Below are 14887 nucleotides of genomic sequence, written 5' to 3' on the forward strand. Positions count from 1 at the left end.
CGCGGCATGACCGACGAAGCCCCCATCCGCCCCGAAGCCCGCTCGCCGCGCGGGTTCGCTGACCGTCGCGGCCGCGACCTGACCGCCGAACGCCGCATCGTGGCGCGCGTGTCCGAGGTCTATGAGCGCTGGGGCTTCGAGGCGCTGGAGACCCCGGCGTTCGAGTACGCCGACGCCCTGGGCAAGTTCCTGCCCGACGCCGACCGCCCCAACGAAGGCGTCTTCGCCCTGCAGGACGACGCCGGATCGGACGAGCCGGGCGAGTGGATGGCCCTGCGCTATGACCACACCGCGCCCCTGGCCCGCTTCGCCGCCCAGAACTGGGAGACCCTGCCCAAGCCCTTCCGCCGCTACGCCTACGGCCCGGTCTGGCGCAACGAGAAGCCCGGTCCCGGCCGCTTCCGCGAGTTCTGGCAGTGCGACGCCGACACCGTGGGCTCGGACCGCCCCGAGGCCGATGCCGAGATCATCGCCATGGGCTGCGAGGGCCTGCGCGCTGCCGGCCTGGGCGACGGCCAGTCGGTGATCCGCGTCTCCAACCGCAAGCTGTTCGACGGCCTGTTCGACGCCGGCGGCGTGACTGACGCGGTCCAGCGCCTGACCGCCCTGCGCGCCGTCGACAAGTACGACCGCCTGGGTCTGGAGGGCGTGCGCGCCCTGCTGGGCGAGGGCCGTCTGGATGAATCCGGCGACTACACCAAGGGCGCCCGCCTGCCCTCAACCGTCATCAGCGCGGTCGAGGCCTTCCTCGTTTCCGCTGAGACCCCCGGCCTCAGCCGCGCGGGCGTGCTGGACGCCGTGGCCAACGCCGGCGCCGGCCTGGGCGCCGCGGGCGAAGCGGCCCTGGCCGAGCTGTCGGCCATCGACCGCGCCCTGACCGCCATGCGCGTAGGCGAGGCTGAGGTGAAGTTCGACCCGACCATCGTGCGCGGTCTGGAATACTACACCGGCGCTGTGTTCGAGGCCGAGCTTCTGCTCGACACCAAGGACGACAAGGGCCGCACCGTGCGCTTCGGCTCCATCGGCGGCGGGGGCCGCTATGACGACCTCGTGGCCCGCTTCACCGGGCAGTCGACCCCGGCCACCGGCTTCTCCTTCGGCGTTTCGCGCCTGGCCTCGGCCCTGCGCGCCGCCGGTCGCGGCGCCGAGGATGCGACGCGCGGCCCCGTCGTGGTCATCGTCTTCGCAGAAGACGACATGCAGCACTATCTCAACGCCGTGTCCGAGCTGCGCGCCGCCGGCATCGCCGCCGAGCTCTATCTGGGCCGCGCCGGCATGAAGGCGCAGATGAAGTACGCCGACCGTCGCGGCGCGCCGGCCGTGGTCATCCTCGGCGGCGACGAGCTGGCCGCCGGCGAAGTCACCATCAAGGACCTTGACGCCGGGCGCGCCCGCGCCGGCGCCATCGCCGATAACGAAGCCTGGAAGGCCGAGCGTCCCGGTCAGCAGAAGGTGGCGCGCGGCGACCTCGTCGCCACGATCCGGGCCATTATCGAATAGTCTTCGATTAACTTTTGGCGCTGAGCGTGTATTATCGACGTTCAGTCACGAAAGACCTGCCTTTTGGCATGGACATGATTGACTTGCCCCCGGCCTTCGCGTCATTTGATCTCACTCAGGAGGCGCAGCGATCAAACGCAGCGACATCTTGGAGGCGTTTCGGGGAGGAAACGTCCGCTCCTTAGAGAGCGTGAAAGCCCGCTGCGATGTATCCCCCGCAGCGGGCTTTTTCATGCCTGACATCCAGCAGCTCCGCCCTCGGACGACGATGCGACAGCCGATTGTCGAACAAGCTTCGATAGACAGCGGTTAGCCATGAAAAAGGGCCGGAGCGGCGACGCTCCGGCCCTCTTCATTCGTCAGACGTCACGCTTACCAGATGCGGACGCGGTCTTCCGGCGCGAGGTAGTACTTGTCGCCCGGCTTGACGCCAAAGGCTTCGTACCAGGCGTCCACGTTGCGCACCGGGCCGATCACGCGGAACTCGGCCGGGCTGTGCGGATCGGTGGCGATCTGGTTCTTCAGCGCGTCCTCGCGGTACTTGGACTGCCAGACCTGGGCCCAGCCGTAGAAGAAGCGCTGGTCGCCCGTCACGCCGTCGATCACCGGCGCGGGCTTGCCGTTCAGCGACAGATGATAGGCCTCCAGACCCACGGCCGTGCCGGCGGCGTCGCCGATGTTCTCGCCCATGGTCAGACCGCCCTGGACGTGGAAGCCCGGCAGGGGCTCGAACTGGTCGTACTGGGCGCCCAGACGGGTAGTCAGGGCCTGGAAGTTGGCCTTGTCCTCATCGGTCCACCAGTTGCGCAGCACGCCGTCGCCGTCGGACTTGGAGCCCTGATCGTCGAAGCCATGGCCGATCTCGTGGCCGATGACGCCGCCGATGCCGCCGTAGTTGACAGCCGGGTCAGCGCTCGGATCGAAGAAGGGCGGCTGCAGGATGGCGGCCGGGAAGACGATCTCGTTATTGGCCGAGTTGTAGTAGGCGTTGACCGTCTGGGGCGTCATGCCCCACTCGGCCTTGTCGACCGGCTGATTCAGACGGTTCAGCTGATAGTTCCACTGGAACTGGCCCAGACGCTGGGTGTTGCCGAACAGGTCGTCAGCGCGGACTTCCAGGGCCGAATAGTCGCGCCACTTGTCCGGATAACCGATCTTGACGGTGAACTTGCGCAGCTTCTCCTGGGCCGCCGCCTTGGTCTCCGTCCCCATCCAGGTCAGGTTGTCGATGCGGTGCGACAGGGCGGTGCGCAGGTTGGCGACCAGCTCTTCCATCTTGGCCTTGGATTCAGCCGGGAAGTATTCGGCGACATACAAGCGACCCGCCGCCTCGCCCAGCGAACCTTCCGCGAAGCTGATGGCGCGCTTTTCACGCGAACGCTGCTCGGGCTGGCCCGACAGGTCGCGCGAACGGAACTCCCACTGGGCGTCCGAGAAGCGCTTGGACAGGCTGCCGGCGGCGTCGTCCGTGGTGTGGAAGGCCTGCCAGGCCTGCAGGGTGTCGATCGGCGTCGCGGCGAAGATGGCGGCGATCTTGGGCATGGCCGTGTTCTGGCGCACGATCAGACGATTGACCGAGCCCAGGCCGGCGGCGTTGAAATAGCCGGTCCAGTCAAAGCCGGGCGCCTCGGCGGCCAGGGTCTGGATGGTGTACTCGTTATAGGTCTTGTCGCGGTTGCGGTTCTCGATCGGGGTCCAGTGGGCCTCGGCGATCTTGGTCTCCAGCGCCACGATAGCGGCGGCGTGACCGGCCGGATCGGCCCAGCCGACATTGGTCAGCATCCGAGCGATATAGGCCTGGTACTTCTCTTTCTTGTCCGCGAAGCGGGCGTCCAGATAATAGTCGCGGTTCGGCAGACCGATGCCTGACTGGCCCGTCGTCACGGCGTAGCGGGTGGGGTTCTTCTGGTCGATGGTGATGCCGGTGCCGAAGAAGGACGAGCCGACGCGGCCCTGGGTCTGACCCATGTAGGCGGCGATCTTCTCGTGGGTGTCGGCGGCGCGGATGGCGGCCAGATAGGGTTGCAGCGGCTGGGCGTCGAGTTGCTCGATGCGCGCCTCGTCGATGTAGCTGCGATAGGCGTCGGCGATCTTGGCCTCGTCCGAGCCCGGCGTCAGGTCGGTGCGCGCGACCAGACCCTGGATCAGGGCCTTCATGCGGTTGTCCGACAGTTCCCGCAGCAGGGGGAAGGAGCCGTAGGAGGTGCGATCGGACGGGATCTGCAGCTTGTCGAAGGCCGTGCCGTTGGCGTAGCGGAAGAAGCTGTCGCCCGGCGAGACCGAGGTGTCGCGGCCCGACAGGTCAAAGCCCCAGGTTCCGTACTTGGGGGCGTCCGTGCCGACCCAGCCGGCCGGCGCAGCGCCGCCCTCGGGCGCCGAGGCGCCGTGGAACAGTTCCACGACCGTGCAGCTCTCGTCCACGCAGGCGTGGTCGTGGCCGTCTTGCGCCGCCGCCATGCCGGCGGGCAGCAACAGGGCGCCGACAGCGGCCCCGATCAGCAGTTTCTTCATAAGCAAATCCCTCGACTAACCCATGCTCAGGTTCGGCGCGGACCCTAATCCCGCCTTGAGCGCCCCGGCGTCTTAAAAAAAGTTCATGAAAGACGCGAGCGGTATCGCCAGAACGTGATCGCCTGCATCACAGTGCGACCTTACGGAGGATCCATGGGCCAGGCGCACGGCGGCGAGTATCGGGACCTTGTGGTCTTTCTGGCGGCCGCGGGCGTGGTCGTGCCCCTGTTCAACCGCCTCAAGATCAGTCCGGTTCTGGGCTTTCTGGCCGCGGGCGTCCTGCTGGGCCCCGACGGCCTGGGCCGGTTCGCCCAGACGCACGGCTGGCTCGGCTGGCTGACCATCGGCGATCAGGCCCAGATCCGCCAGCTGTCGGAGCTGGGCGTCGCCTTCCTCCTGTTCATGATCGGACTGGAGCTGTCGTGGGAACGGCTCAAGGCCATGCGTCGCCTGGTTTTCGGGCTCGGCATGCTGCAGATCGCCGTCTGCGCCGTCGCCATCGCCGTCGTCTTCATGGTCCTGGGCCAGCCCTTGGCGGGGGCAGCCGTTCTGGGCATGGGACTGGCCCTTTCCTCGACCGCCGTGGTCATGCCGGTTCTGGCGGCGCAGGGCCGCATCAACAGCGAGACCGGCCGCGCTTCCTTTGCCGTGCTTCTGGCCCAGGACGTGGCGGTGGCGCCCATCCTGATCACCGTCACCGTTCTGGCCACCTTGGCCCAAAGCGCCGCAGCCGGAGGCGCCGTAGAGCCCGCCGCCCTGGGACGCGCCCTCTTCACCCTGCTGCCGGCCGCCGGCGGCCTGTTCCTGATGGTCTTGCTGGGCCGGCTGGTGCTGCGCCCCATGTTCCGCTCGGTGGCCCGGGCCCAGCATCGCGGCGAGGGCCGTGAACTGTTCGTCGCCGCCTGCCTTCTGGTCGTTGTCGTCGCCGGGTTGGGGGCCCAGGCGGTCGGCCTGTCGATGAGCCTGGGGGCCCTCGTGGCCGGGGTGCTCCTGGCCGAGACCGAGTTCCGCCGCGAGGTCGAGGTGGCCATAGATCCGTTCAAGGGCTTGCTGCTCGGCGTCTTCTTCATCGGCGTCGGCATCGGCCTGGATCTGGACGCCGTGGCCGCCGATCCCTGGACGGTGCTGGGTCTGGCCGGCGGCCTGATCCTGTTGAAGGCCTTGATCATCTTCATTCTGGCGCGGGCCTGGGGCCTGGCGGCGCGTTCAGCTATCGAGACCGCCCTGGTTCTCGGCCCGGCGGGCGAGTTCGCCTTCGTCGTCCTGTCGACCGGCCTGGTCGAGGGCCTGGCGGACCCCGACCTGACCCGCAAGGCCATGCTGGCGGCCACCCTCAGCATGTTCGCCGTCCCGCCCCTGGCCGTCCTGGCGCGGGTGTTGACCCAAGGCGCCGCCCTTCCGCTTGAGACCGACGCTGAGGGCCTGTCGCCGGACGGTGCCGTCCTGGCGCCCGACGGCGCCGTCCTGGTGGTCGGCTTCGGTCGAGTGGGCCGACTGGTGGGCGAACTTCTGGCGGAACACGACCAGAGGTTCATCGCCCTCGACGCCGACCCCGCCTCGGTTCGCTCCGGCCGCGCCGAGGGCTTCGAAGTCTATTTCGGCGACGCCGCCCGGCCCGAGATGCTCAACGCCTGCGGCCTGGAATCCGCCCGCGCCCTGATCGTCACCATGGATAGCCCGACCAAGGTCGATGAGGTGGTCAAGGCCGCCCGCGCCCTGCGCCCCGACCTGATCCTGATCGCCCGCGCGCGCGACGACCGACACGCCGCCCGTCTTTACGCCCTGGGCGTCACCGACGCCGTGCCGGAAACCACCGAGGCCAGCCTGCAACTGGCCGAAAACACCCTGGTCGACCTCGGCGTGCCCATGGGGCTTGTGCTGGCGTCGATTCATGAACGCCGCGACGGCTTCCGCAGAGCCTTCCAGGCGGCCGCGCCCGATGATCGCGGCGCCCGCCCCGCCCGGGCTTTCAGAAGCGTGCGATCCGCGCTCTCGCCACCGACCGGGAATACGTGACTACGTGAAAACCCTTATGCAGATTGACCTTAAGGCCAAGCTTCAGCAAGATTTGAGCGCGGTTCGTGACCCATTTTGGTCAATGTTCGGTGATGAAAGTTCGCCTCCCCCCACGGGACGCCTGTCGTCGTCTTGCCGTGGTCCACGCCGAGGCGGCGTCGGATCTGGTTCGATGCTGCTAACGTCCTTCACGACCGGCGGGCTCTAAGCCCCTCCCGAGCCAGAGTATTTTACTGATGCGTGAGACCACCCTGTCCGCCCCCGAGGCTGCCGAAACCGAAGCCCCGGTCCGGATGAACCGCCGCCAGGCCGCCAAGATCCGCACCCGTCAGAAGGTGCTGGACGCCGCGCGCGCCCTCTTCGCCGAGCGCGGCTACGACGCCGCCACCATTCGCGACATCGCCAAGGGCGCCGGAATGTCGACCGGCGCCGTCTTCGCCAACTTCCAGGACAAGGCGGAACTGTTCGAGTGCGTCTTCGCCGAGGAAATGGCCGGCCTGCTGCAGGACATCCAGACCGCCGCCGGCCATGAAGGCCGCGTCGCGGAGCGTCTGGCCGAAGGCCTAACCGCCGGTTACCATCGCTCGCTGGAGCACCTGCCGCTGATGCAGGCCATGATCGCCCGCTCGTGGTTCCAACCCGAGGCCGCCGACGCCCGTTCGCGCACCTTCGTCAAGCCCATCGTCGAGGCCGTCATCGCCGTGCTGCAAGGCGGCATCCGCGAAGGCGAACTGCGTCAGGACCTGGACCAAATGGTCATGGGCCGCATGATCTGGGACGTCTTCATCGCCAACTTCCGCTACGCCGCCTACGACAACTGGGGCATCGAGGAACTGACGCCGCAGATCCGCAAGCAACTGGACCTGATCCTGTCCAGCCAGCTGGCGCGGCAGTAATGCGCAGGGGCTGACGCGCCCCTGACTGCGAAACAAAAAGGCCTCTCCCCGGCGCGGGGAGAGGCCTTTTTCTTGTCTTCAAGCTTGGAGCGATCGGGGTGTGGCCCGCCCTGCGCTCAGCTCTTCCACCTCAGCACCACTTCCTTGATGGGGTTGATGAAACTGCGGCCCTCGGCGCGGCTCTTGATCCACTCACGCTTCAGCTGCTGGTACCACTTGGCCTGCTTGTCGGCGTCGTCGATCCAGATCAGGGCGGGGTCGTATTTCAGCCCCTCGTTCTGCAGGTTCACCATGCCGCCGTCCTGCTTCAGGAAGGCGACCACGCCCATCCGCAGGAAGGGCTTGGCGACATTGAACACCCAGTGGTCGGACCAGAAGATCTGGGTGATCCGCGTCTTGGTCTCGGTCACCGGCGTCAGGCAGGTCAGGGCCAGCACCTGTTTGGCGCCCACCTGGATATGCTCCCAGCGATAGCCCGGCAGGCGGAAGGTGATCTCGGTCGCCGGCGCCCCGCCCAGAATCTTGTAAAGGCGGCTGTTCGAAGACGGGGCGTGACGCACCATGGCCCAGCCATAGTCGCGCGGCGCAAAGGTCTTGGCCTTCTCGTGCATCGAGTGTTCGGAGCGCCACCACCACTGCTGATGCACGAACGGACCGTGCGCGGGGTCCATCAGGCCGATGACCGCGTGGTCGATATGGCTGTCGAAGTCCATGGCCTCGACCAGCTTGGCCTCGCCCTCGGCGCCGGGGAAGAGCGGCGGCTCGTGGTCCGGCTCGGACGGGTTGCGCGCGTCCGAAGCCATCCAGACGAAGACCAGACCCTGGCTCTCGCGCACCGGATAGGACCGCACCCGGATGCGCTCAGCCTCGAAGGCCTGATCCTCGACCAGGGAGGGAATGGCGGCGCAGACGCCGTCCGGACGGAAGCGCCAACCGTGATAGGGGCACTCGATCGTCTCGCCCTCGCCCGGCTTGTCGACCAGGCGTCCGGCCGACAGGGGCGCAGCGCGATGGGGGCAGATGTCGCGCATGGCATAGACCGCGCCCGCGCGGGTCCGCCCGATCAGCACCGGCTCGTCCATCACCTCATAGCGCTTCAGACTGGCGACCGGCACGTCGCGCGCCAGGGCCACGAAATACCAGGCGTCGCGCACGAAGCCCTTGCCGAAGGCGGTCGGCGGAGCCTTGGCCTCGGGAGCGGTCGCGGGAGAAGAAGCAGCGTCAGCGGTCATGGCCGCTTTCTAGCAGCAGGGACCGCCACCCGTCCAAAGCCCATTCCCTTCTCCAACCGATGAATTAATCTGGGTCAAAATCTTCGGGGAGAAGACGCCATGATCCGCACCGCCTCCATTCTTGCTTCCGGAGCCGCCGCCCTGCTGCTGGTCGCCGCCCAGCCCGCCCTGGCCCAGGACGGCCACACAAACCATGCCGAGGGCCACGCCGCTCACGGCCACGCCCACGCCGCCTTCGCCTCGGACCGCCTGCACGTCCGCGTCGACGGCCCCGAAGGCGCCCCTGACCTGATCCTCATCCCCGGCCTGTCGTCCTCGCCCGAGATCTGGCAGGGCGTGGTCGATCATCTGGGGGACCGCTACCGCGTCCACCGCATCCATGTTCAGGGCTTCGCCGGCGCCCCCGCCAAGGGCAATGCGACCGGGCCTGTCGCCGCCCCCGTGGCCGAGGAGATCGCCCGCTACATCCGCGAACAGGGTCTGCAAAAGCCCGCCGTCGTCGGCCACTCCATGGGCGGGACCATGGGCATGATGCTGGCGGCGCGGCATCCTGATCTGGTCGGCAAGCTGATGGTCGTCGACATGATCCCCTTCATGGGCGCCATGTTCGGCCCGCCCGGGACCACGGCCGAGAGCGTCGTCCCCGTCGCCGATCAGGTCTTCACCGCCCAGTCGACCGCGCCCCGCGACCAGTACCTGACCCAGGCCAAGGCCGCCGTCACCGCCATGATCAAGACCGAGGCCGCCCGTTCCGGCCCGCTGCAGGACACCGAAAACAGCGACCAGCAGGTCTCGGCCGCCGCCTTCCGTGAACTGATCGTCACCGACCTGCGCCCCGAACTGGGCAAGATCACCGCCCCGACCGAAGTCCTCTACGTGAAGTTCAACGACCCGCGCATGACCGACGCCATCACCGACGCCATCTATCAGATGTCGTTCGCCAACCTGCCGGGCGCCAAGCTGAAGCGCATCGACGACAGCGCCCACTTCATCATGCTGGACCAGCCGGCGGCCTTCTACGGCGACCTCGACGCCTTCCTGGCGCGATGAGCCACCCGGCCGCGGATCGGATCGTCGGCCTCTATCAGGACAGGGCCGCAGACTGGATTCGCGACCGGGGCGCCGCCCTGCGCCAGCACGAGGGCGACTGGGACGAGGTCTACTGGCTAGACCGCTTCTGCGAGGACTGGCCGCCCGGCGCCCCGGTGTTGGACGTCGGCTGCGGCTCGGGCTGGCCCCTGGGCGCCGCCCTGCTGGCGCGCGGGTTCAAGGTCGTCGGTCTGGACGCCTCGCCCGGCCTGATCGCCCACGCCCGCGAAACCCTGCCTGACGGCGATTGGCGCCTCGGCGACATGCGCCAGGACCTGCCGACCGGCGCCTTCCGCGGCGTTCTGGCCTGGCACAGCCTGTTCCACCTGACGCCGGAGGCGCAGACGCACGTCCTCCCCGTCCTGGCCGCCCGCGTGGCCGAAGGCGGCCGGCTGATGTTCACCGCCGGTCCGGCCCACGGCGAGGCGATCGGCGAATGGCGCGGCGAGCCCCTCTATCACGGCAGCCTGAGCCCCGAAGCCTATCGCGCCCTGCTCACAGCGGCCGGGCTGACGGTCGTAGAGGGCGGCGATCAGGGCGTCTGGATGGCCCGACGCGCCATTCTTTCGGCGAAATAGGTCCTCACGCTCCTGTGATTAGAAAAGACGGCGTTTTCTGTGACGGCGTGACCCGCTAGGGTCGCGTCGCTGCAAGAGGGACTTTCATGGCGCGTAAAGACGGCGGACCGGACCGCAACGAGCAGGCTGGCGGCAAGAAGCCGCGTCGGTCCTTCCTCGGCAACCTCTTCTACTGGGGCGCGGTTCTGGCCGTCTGGGGCCTGATCTTCGCGGTCGTCTTCTTCGCCGTCTTCGCGCGCGACCTGCCCGACACCTCGACGCTTTATGACGTCGAGCGCCAGCCCTCGATCACCTATCTGGACCGCTCCGGCGCCCTGATCGCGGTGCGCGGCACCCAGATGGCCCCGCCGGTCGATCTCGACGCCCTGCCCGACTATGTCCCCGCCGCCTTCGTGGCCATCGAGGACCGCCGGTTCTACCACCACCCCGGCTTCGACCCCATCGGCATGAGCCGCGCCATGGCGCTGAATCTCAAGGCCGGACGCGTGGTCCAGGGTGGCTCGACCATCACCCAGCAGCTGGCCAAGAATCTGTTCCTGACGCCCGATCAGAACATGAAGCGCAAGGTCCAGGAGCTGATGCTGGCCGTCTGGCTGGAGATGAAGTTCACCAAGAAAGAGATCCTCGCCCTCTATCTGAACCGCGTCTATTTCGGCGCCGGCGCCTATGGCATCGAGGCGGCCTCGCAGCGCTATTTCGACAAGAGCGCGGACAAGCTGACGGTCGGCGAATCCGCCCTGCTGGCCGGCCTGCTGAAGGCCCCGTCGCGCTACTCGCCCGTCTCCGAAAGCGAGCGCGCCGCCACCCGCGCCAACGTCGTGCTGAACGAAATGGTCGATGTCGGCGCCATCACCCCGGCCCAGCGCGAAGCCGCCGTGGCCGAGCCGGTCCGCGTCTCGCGCACCCTGGCCAGCCAGCACGCCCAGTATTTCATCGACTGGCTGGACAAGCAGATCCGCGGCCTGGTCGGCGAACCCACCGAGGACATGGTGGTCGAGACCACCCTCGACCTGACCCTGCAGACCGACGCCGAGCGCGCCGTGCGCCGCATCCTCGACCGCGACAAGGGCCGGGGCGTCGAACAGGCGGCCCTGGTCGCCCTGGACGGCGAAGGCCGGGTCCGCGCCATGATCGGCGGCGGCTCCTACGCCGACAGCCAGTTCAACCGCGCGACCGACGCCCGCCGCCAGGCCGGCTCGGCGTGGAAGCCCTTCGTCTATCTGGCGGCGACCGAGGCCGGCTACACGCCCTCGACGCCGGTCGTGGATCAGCCCGTCACCATCGGCGGCTGGTCGCCCAAGAACTACTCGGGCAATTTCTCGGGCCAGATGACCCTGGCCCAGGCCGTGGCCCAGTCGACCAATACGGTCGCCGCCTATGTCGCTGATCAGGTCGGACGCGACGCCGTGGCCCGCGCCGCGCGCCGCCTCGGCATCACCAGCGAGATCGGCCTGCAGCCGTCCATGGCGCTCGGCGCCGTCGAGGTCAGCCCGCTGGAGATGGCTCAGGCCTATGACGCCTTCGCCAACGGCGGCAAGCGGGTCGAGGCCTATGGCATCAGCCGCATCCGCACCCCTTCGGGCCGCGTCATCTACAGCCATGGCACGGGCGAAAACGGTCAAACCATCAACAACCCGCCGCTCTACTACATGAACCAGATGCTGCGCGGCGTGATCACCTCGGGCAGCGGCCGTTCGGCGGCCATCGGCGGGCGTGACATCGCGGGCAAGACCGGCACCACCTCGGATTACAAGGACGCCTGGTTCGTCGGCTACACCGGCGGCTTCGTCGCCGCCGTCTGGGTCGGCAAGGACGACAACAAGGCCATGCGCGGCGTGACCGGCGGCTCCTCGCCCGCCGCCATCTGGCGCGGCTTCATGGAGGCCGCCCTGCCCAAGCTGGCGGTCCAGCCCATCCCCAACGGCCCACCCCTGCCCGAAGGCTGGGTCGCGCCCGATCCGGTCGGCGACATGATGGGCCAGGTCGAGGATCCCTACGCCCAGCCGGTCGAGGGCGAACCCGGCCCGGCCATCGTCGACGGCCAGCCCGTCCCGGCCCCCACGCCCCTGCCCAACAACCAGCCGGTCGTTCGCCCCACCTCGCCGCAGCCGTCGCCCAAGGACGCCCCGCGCAGCGAGAAGAAGCCCGAGGCGGTGTTCTTCTAGGGGAGGAAGAACGCATACTTTCTCACTCGTCCCGGTGAAGGCCGGGACCCAGATTGTAAGGCGCGCCGTCTACGGAAGTAGTGCAATCCCGCGTGCAGGACCTGCCGTCTCGTCATTTGATCTGGATCCCGGCCTTCGCCGGGATGAGCGGGAGTCTAGGCCTCTACCGCCCCACGGCGTGCAGGGCTGCGCCGTGGTCGCGCAGCCATTGGCGATAGGGGCGATGGTCGCCGACCAGGCGATGCACCACCGCCCAATAGGCGGGGCTGTGGTCGGCATGGACCAGATGCGCCACCTCGTGCGCGGCCAGATAATCGGCCACCTCGGGCGGGGCCATGATCACCCGCCAGGAATAGCGGATCGAGCGATTGTGCGGGCTGCACGAGCCCCAGCGCGAGCGGGTGTCGACGATCGACACCTTGACCGGCTTCTGGCCCAGAGCCCTCAGATGAACCTCGGTGCGGGCCAGTAGGAAATCGCGCGCCGCCCGCTTGAACCAGTTCTCGACCCGACGCGAGAAGGCCTCGCCCTCGCCGCCCGAGCGGATCACCGGCCCGTCCGGCGTCTCGACCAGACGCGCCGCCCCGGCCCCGCCAACCGCTTCCAGCCGCACGGTCCGCCCCAGCCAGGACACCTCGCCGCCGGGCTCCAGCGGCGCACCCGCGACCCGCGCGGCCAGCCGATCCTTGATCCAGTCCGACTTGGTGCGCGCAAAGGCCACCACCTCGCCCAGTCGCCGTTCGGACGGGGCCACGGCCACGGCTTCGCCGGCGCGGGCGTCGATGCGGATCGACAGCCGTCGCGCCCGGGGGTTCACCGAGAGGCGAAGGGCGCCCCCGCCCTCAAGCGGCAGCCGCTGACCGTTCCGATACTGCACTTAGGGACTCGTTCTGTGCGATGAAGTCGCGCACCCGCGGATAGATCTCGTCGCGGAAGCGGCGGCCGTTGAAGACGCCGTAATGGCCCACGCCTGGCTGGACGTAGAGCAGGCGGCGATCGTCGGGTATATTGGCCGTCAGACCATGCGCGGCCTGGGTCTGACCCACGCCGGAGATGTCATCCTTCTCGCCCTCGACCGTGGCCAGGCCGATGTCGCTGATCGCCGTCAGATCGACCGTCTGTCCGCGATGCTCCAAAAGCCCCCGCGCCAGCAGGTGCTGCTGGAAGACGATGTCGATGGTCTGGAGATAGAATTCCTCGGTCAGATCCAGCACCGACAGATACTCGTCGTAGAACTGCTCGTGCTTCTCGACCCCGTCGCCGTCGCCGACGACCAGGCTCTCGAAGTAGCGATGATGGGCGTCGACGTGCTTGTCCTCATTCATCGACATGAAGCTGTAGAGCTGGACGAAGCCCGGATAGACGCGGCGCCCGAACCCCGGATAGGGCCAGGGCACAGTGTGGATCATGTTCGACCGGAACCAGGTGAAGGGCTTTTCCTCGGCCAGTTGATTGGTCACCGTCGGCGACAAACGGGCGTCGATGGGCGAGCCCATGAAGGTCATGGAGGCGGGCCGGTTCGGGTCGTTCTCGGCCGCCATGACGGCGCAGGCCGCCAACACCGGCGGTCCCGGCTGACAGACGCCGACGACGTGGGCGCGCGGGCCGATGGCGCTCAGCATGGCCCGGACGTGGTCGATGTAGTCGTAAAAATCGAAGCGGCCTTCCAGCACCGGCACCTGTCGGGCGTTCTGCCAGTCGCTGACATAGACGTCGTGATCCTGAAGGAAGCCCTCGACCGTGCCGCGCAGCAGGGTGGCGTAGTGGCCCGACAGGGGCGCCACGATCAGGACGGCGGGCGCATCGGACGGCTTGCCCGCCTTCTTCAGATCGCCCGCGTCGCGCTTGAACCGCACCAGTCTGCACCAGGGCGAGGACCAGACCACCTGCTCGGTCGTGCGCACGGCGTGGCCGTCTATGTCGAGGATCTCCAGCCCCCAGGCGGGCTTGCCGTAGCGCCGCGTCAGGCTCTCGAACACCTCGGCCGAGGCATAGGCCGTGCGGCCAATGGCCGTGTCCGAGGCCGGATTGAAGGGCGATGTCCAGAACGAGCGGGCCATCTGGGCCCCGATCCGGAACGGCGTCGCCGAATGATAGGCAAGCTCGTGAAATGCGTAGAGCATGAAACCCCGACTGCGGCCCCCGCCGATGCGGCAGTGCAGCATAGAAGCTTTCCCGACGCAAAGAAGCCCGCGCCGCCCCCAATCAGGGAAAGGTGATCAGCGAAAGCTGATCAGCCCCGCTCCATCGCCCGTTCGATCAGCTTGGCGGTCTTGTCCGGCCCCAGGTCGTGCGCCACGGCGCTGCGGAACTGGCCGTCCGGTCCCATCAGATAGACGGTCAGGCTGTGGTTCATCGTATAGCCCTCGCCCTCGCCGACCTTCTGGTAGAAGGCGCGGTACTCCTTGGCGACCTGGGCCGTCTGTTCCGGCGTGCCGGTCAGGCCGATGACGCCGGTGGGGAAGCCATCCGACGACAGATAGTCCTTCAGCAACTGGGGCGTGTCGCGCTCGGGATCGATGCTGACGAAGACGATCTGCAGGTCCTTGGCCTTGTCGCCCATCCGCTCCTGCACGGCGTTGAGGACGCCCAGCGTCGTCGGGCAGTAGTCGGGACAGTAGGTGAAGCCGAAGAAGACCAGGGTCCACTTGTCCTTCAGGATCGACTGATCGACCACCTGTCCGTCCTGATTGGTCAGGGTGAAGGGACCGCCGACGATCGGCTGGCCGGTGCCGGTCTCGGCGACCTGAGCCGACTGCTCGCGTCCCTTGACCACGACCATGGTGATCAGGCCCAGAGCCAGGGCGATGACCGCACAAGCGGCGGCGAACAGAATGACGGGACGACGCGGCATCGACTTCTCCTCAAGCGGCGGATGCGGCCGCCGACGTCGCGGTCTA

Annotated in this window: 11 protein-coding genes; 6 read left to right on the forward strand and 5 right to left on the reverse strand. The window is 68.0% G+C overall.

Annotated features, from left to right (window positions below; all coding sequences use genetic code 11):
• Nucleotides 1-6: 6 nt before the first annotated feature.
• On the forward strand, nt 7-1500 hold the full coding sequence (hisS, locus tag ACI2KI_RS16045; protein WP_404621663.1) for a histidine--tRNA ligase: 1494 nt from the start codon (nt 7-9) through the stop codon (nt 1498-1500).
• A 372-nt stretch (nt 1501-1872) separates the two neighbouring features.
• On the opposite strand, the gene ACI2KI_RS16050 is transcribed toward hisS, so the two are convergent.
• Nucleotides 1873-4011: a M13 family metallopeptidase gene (locus ACI2KI_RS16050; protein ID WP_404621665.1), complete on the reverse strand. Its 2139-nt coding sequence runs from the start codon at nt 4009-4011 to the stop codon at nt 1873-1875.
• 153 nt (nt 4012-4164) lie between these two features.
• On the opposite strand from ACI2KI_RS16050, the gene ACI2KI_RS16055 reads away from it, so the two are divergent.
• Together ACI2KI_RS16055 and ACI2KI_RS16060 are read left to right on the forward strand one after the other, a co-directional pair.
• The gene (locus ACI2KI_RS16055) at nt 4165-6027 is read left to right on the forward strand and encodes a cation:proton antiporter (protein WP_404621667.1); all 1863 of its coding nucleotides are present in this window, start codon (nt 4165-4167) and stop codon (nt 6025-6027) included.
• Nucleotides 6028-6263: 236 nt separating this feature from the next.
• On the forward strand, nt 6264-6923 hold the full coding sequence (locus ACI2KI_RS16060; protein WP_404621669.1) for a TetR/AcrR family transcriptional regulator: 660 nt from the start codon (nt 6264-6266) through the stop codon (nt 6921-6923).
• A 116-nt stretch (nt 6924-7039) separates the two neighbouring features.
• Here ACI2KI_RS16060 and ACI2KI_RS16065 read toward each other — a convergent pair whose 3' ends face one another.
• Nucleotides 7040-8155: a Rieske 2Fe-2S domain-containing protein gene (locus ACI2KI_RS16065; RefSeq protein WP_404621671.1), complete on the reverse strand. Its 1116-nt coding sequence runs from the start codon at nt 8153-8155 to the stop codon at nt 7040-7042.
• A gap of 99 nt (nt 8156-8254) precedes the next feature.
• Between ACI2KI_RS16065 and ACI2KI_RS16070 the strand changes: the two genes are divergently transcribed.
• From ACI2KI_RS16070 to ACI2KI_RS16080, 3 genes are all read left to right on the forward strand, one after another.
• Entirely contained in the window at nt 8255-9205 is a 951-nt protein-coding gene (locus tag ACI2KI_RS16070; protein WP_404621673.1) for an alpha/beta fold hydrolase, read from the forward strand.
• Nucleotides 9202-9822 (forward strand): methyltransferase domain-containing protein, encoded by a 621-nt coding sequence (locus tag ACI2KI_RS16075; RefSeq protein WP_404621675.1) that lies wholly within the window; start codon nt 9202-9204, stop codon nt 9820-9822. Before ACI2KI_RS16070 ends, ACI2KI_RS16075 begins: the two co-directional genes overlap by 4 nt.
• 86 nt (nt 9823-9908) lie before the next feature.
• Nucleotides 9909-11987, forward strand: coding sequence for a PBP1A family penicillin-binding protein (locus ACI2KI_RS16080; RefSeq protein WP_404621677.1), 2079 nt, complete (start codon nt 9909-9911; stop codon nt 11985-11987).
• A gap of 163 nt (nt 11988-12150) precedes the next feature.
• Here the strand turns inward: ACI2KI_RS16080 and ACI2KI_RS16085 are convergent, their stop codons facing one another.
• From ACI2KI_RS16085 to ACI2KI_RS16095, 3 genes are all read right to left on the reverse strand, one after another.
• Complete coding sequence (locus ACI2KI_RS16085) at nt 12151-12864, reverse strand: M48 family metallopeptidase (protein WP_404621679.1); 714 nt, start codon at nt 12862-12864, stop codon at nt 12151-12153.
• Entirely contained in the window at nt 12830-14110 is a 1281-nt protein-coding gene (locus ACI2KI_RS16090; protein WP_404621681.1) for a polyhydroxyalkanoate depolymerase, read from the reverse strand. Before ACI2KI_RS16090 ends, ACI2KI_RS16085 begins: the two co-directional genes overlap by 35 nt.
• Before the next feature lie 110 nt (nt 14111-14220).
• The gene (locus ACI2KI_RS16095) at nt 14221-14841 is read right to left on the reverse strand and encodes an SCO family protein (protein ID WP_404621683.1); all 621 of its coding nucleotides are present in this window, start codon (nt 14839-14841) and stop codon (nt 14221-14223) included.
• Nucleotides 14842-14887 lie beyond the last annotated feature (46 nt).

It is taken from the genome of Brevundimonas sp. NPDC046655 (assembly GCF_044901625.1).
Lineage (GTDB): Bacteria > Pseudomonadota > Alphaproteobacteria > Caulobacterales > Caulobacteraceae > Brevundimonas.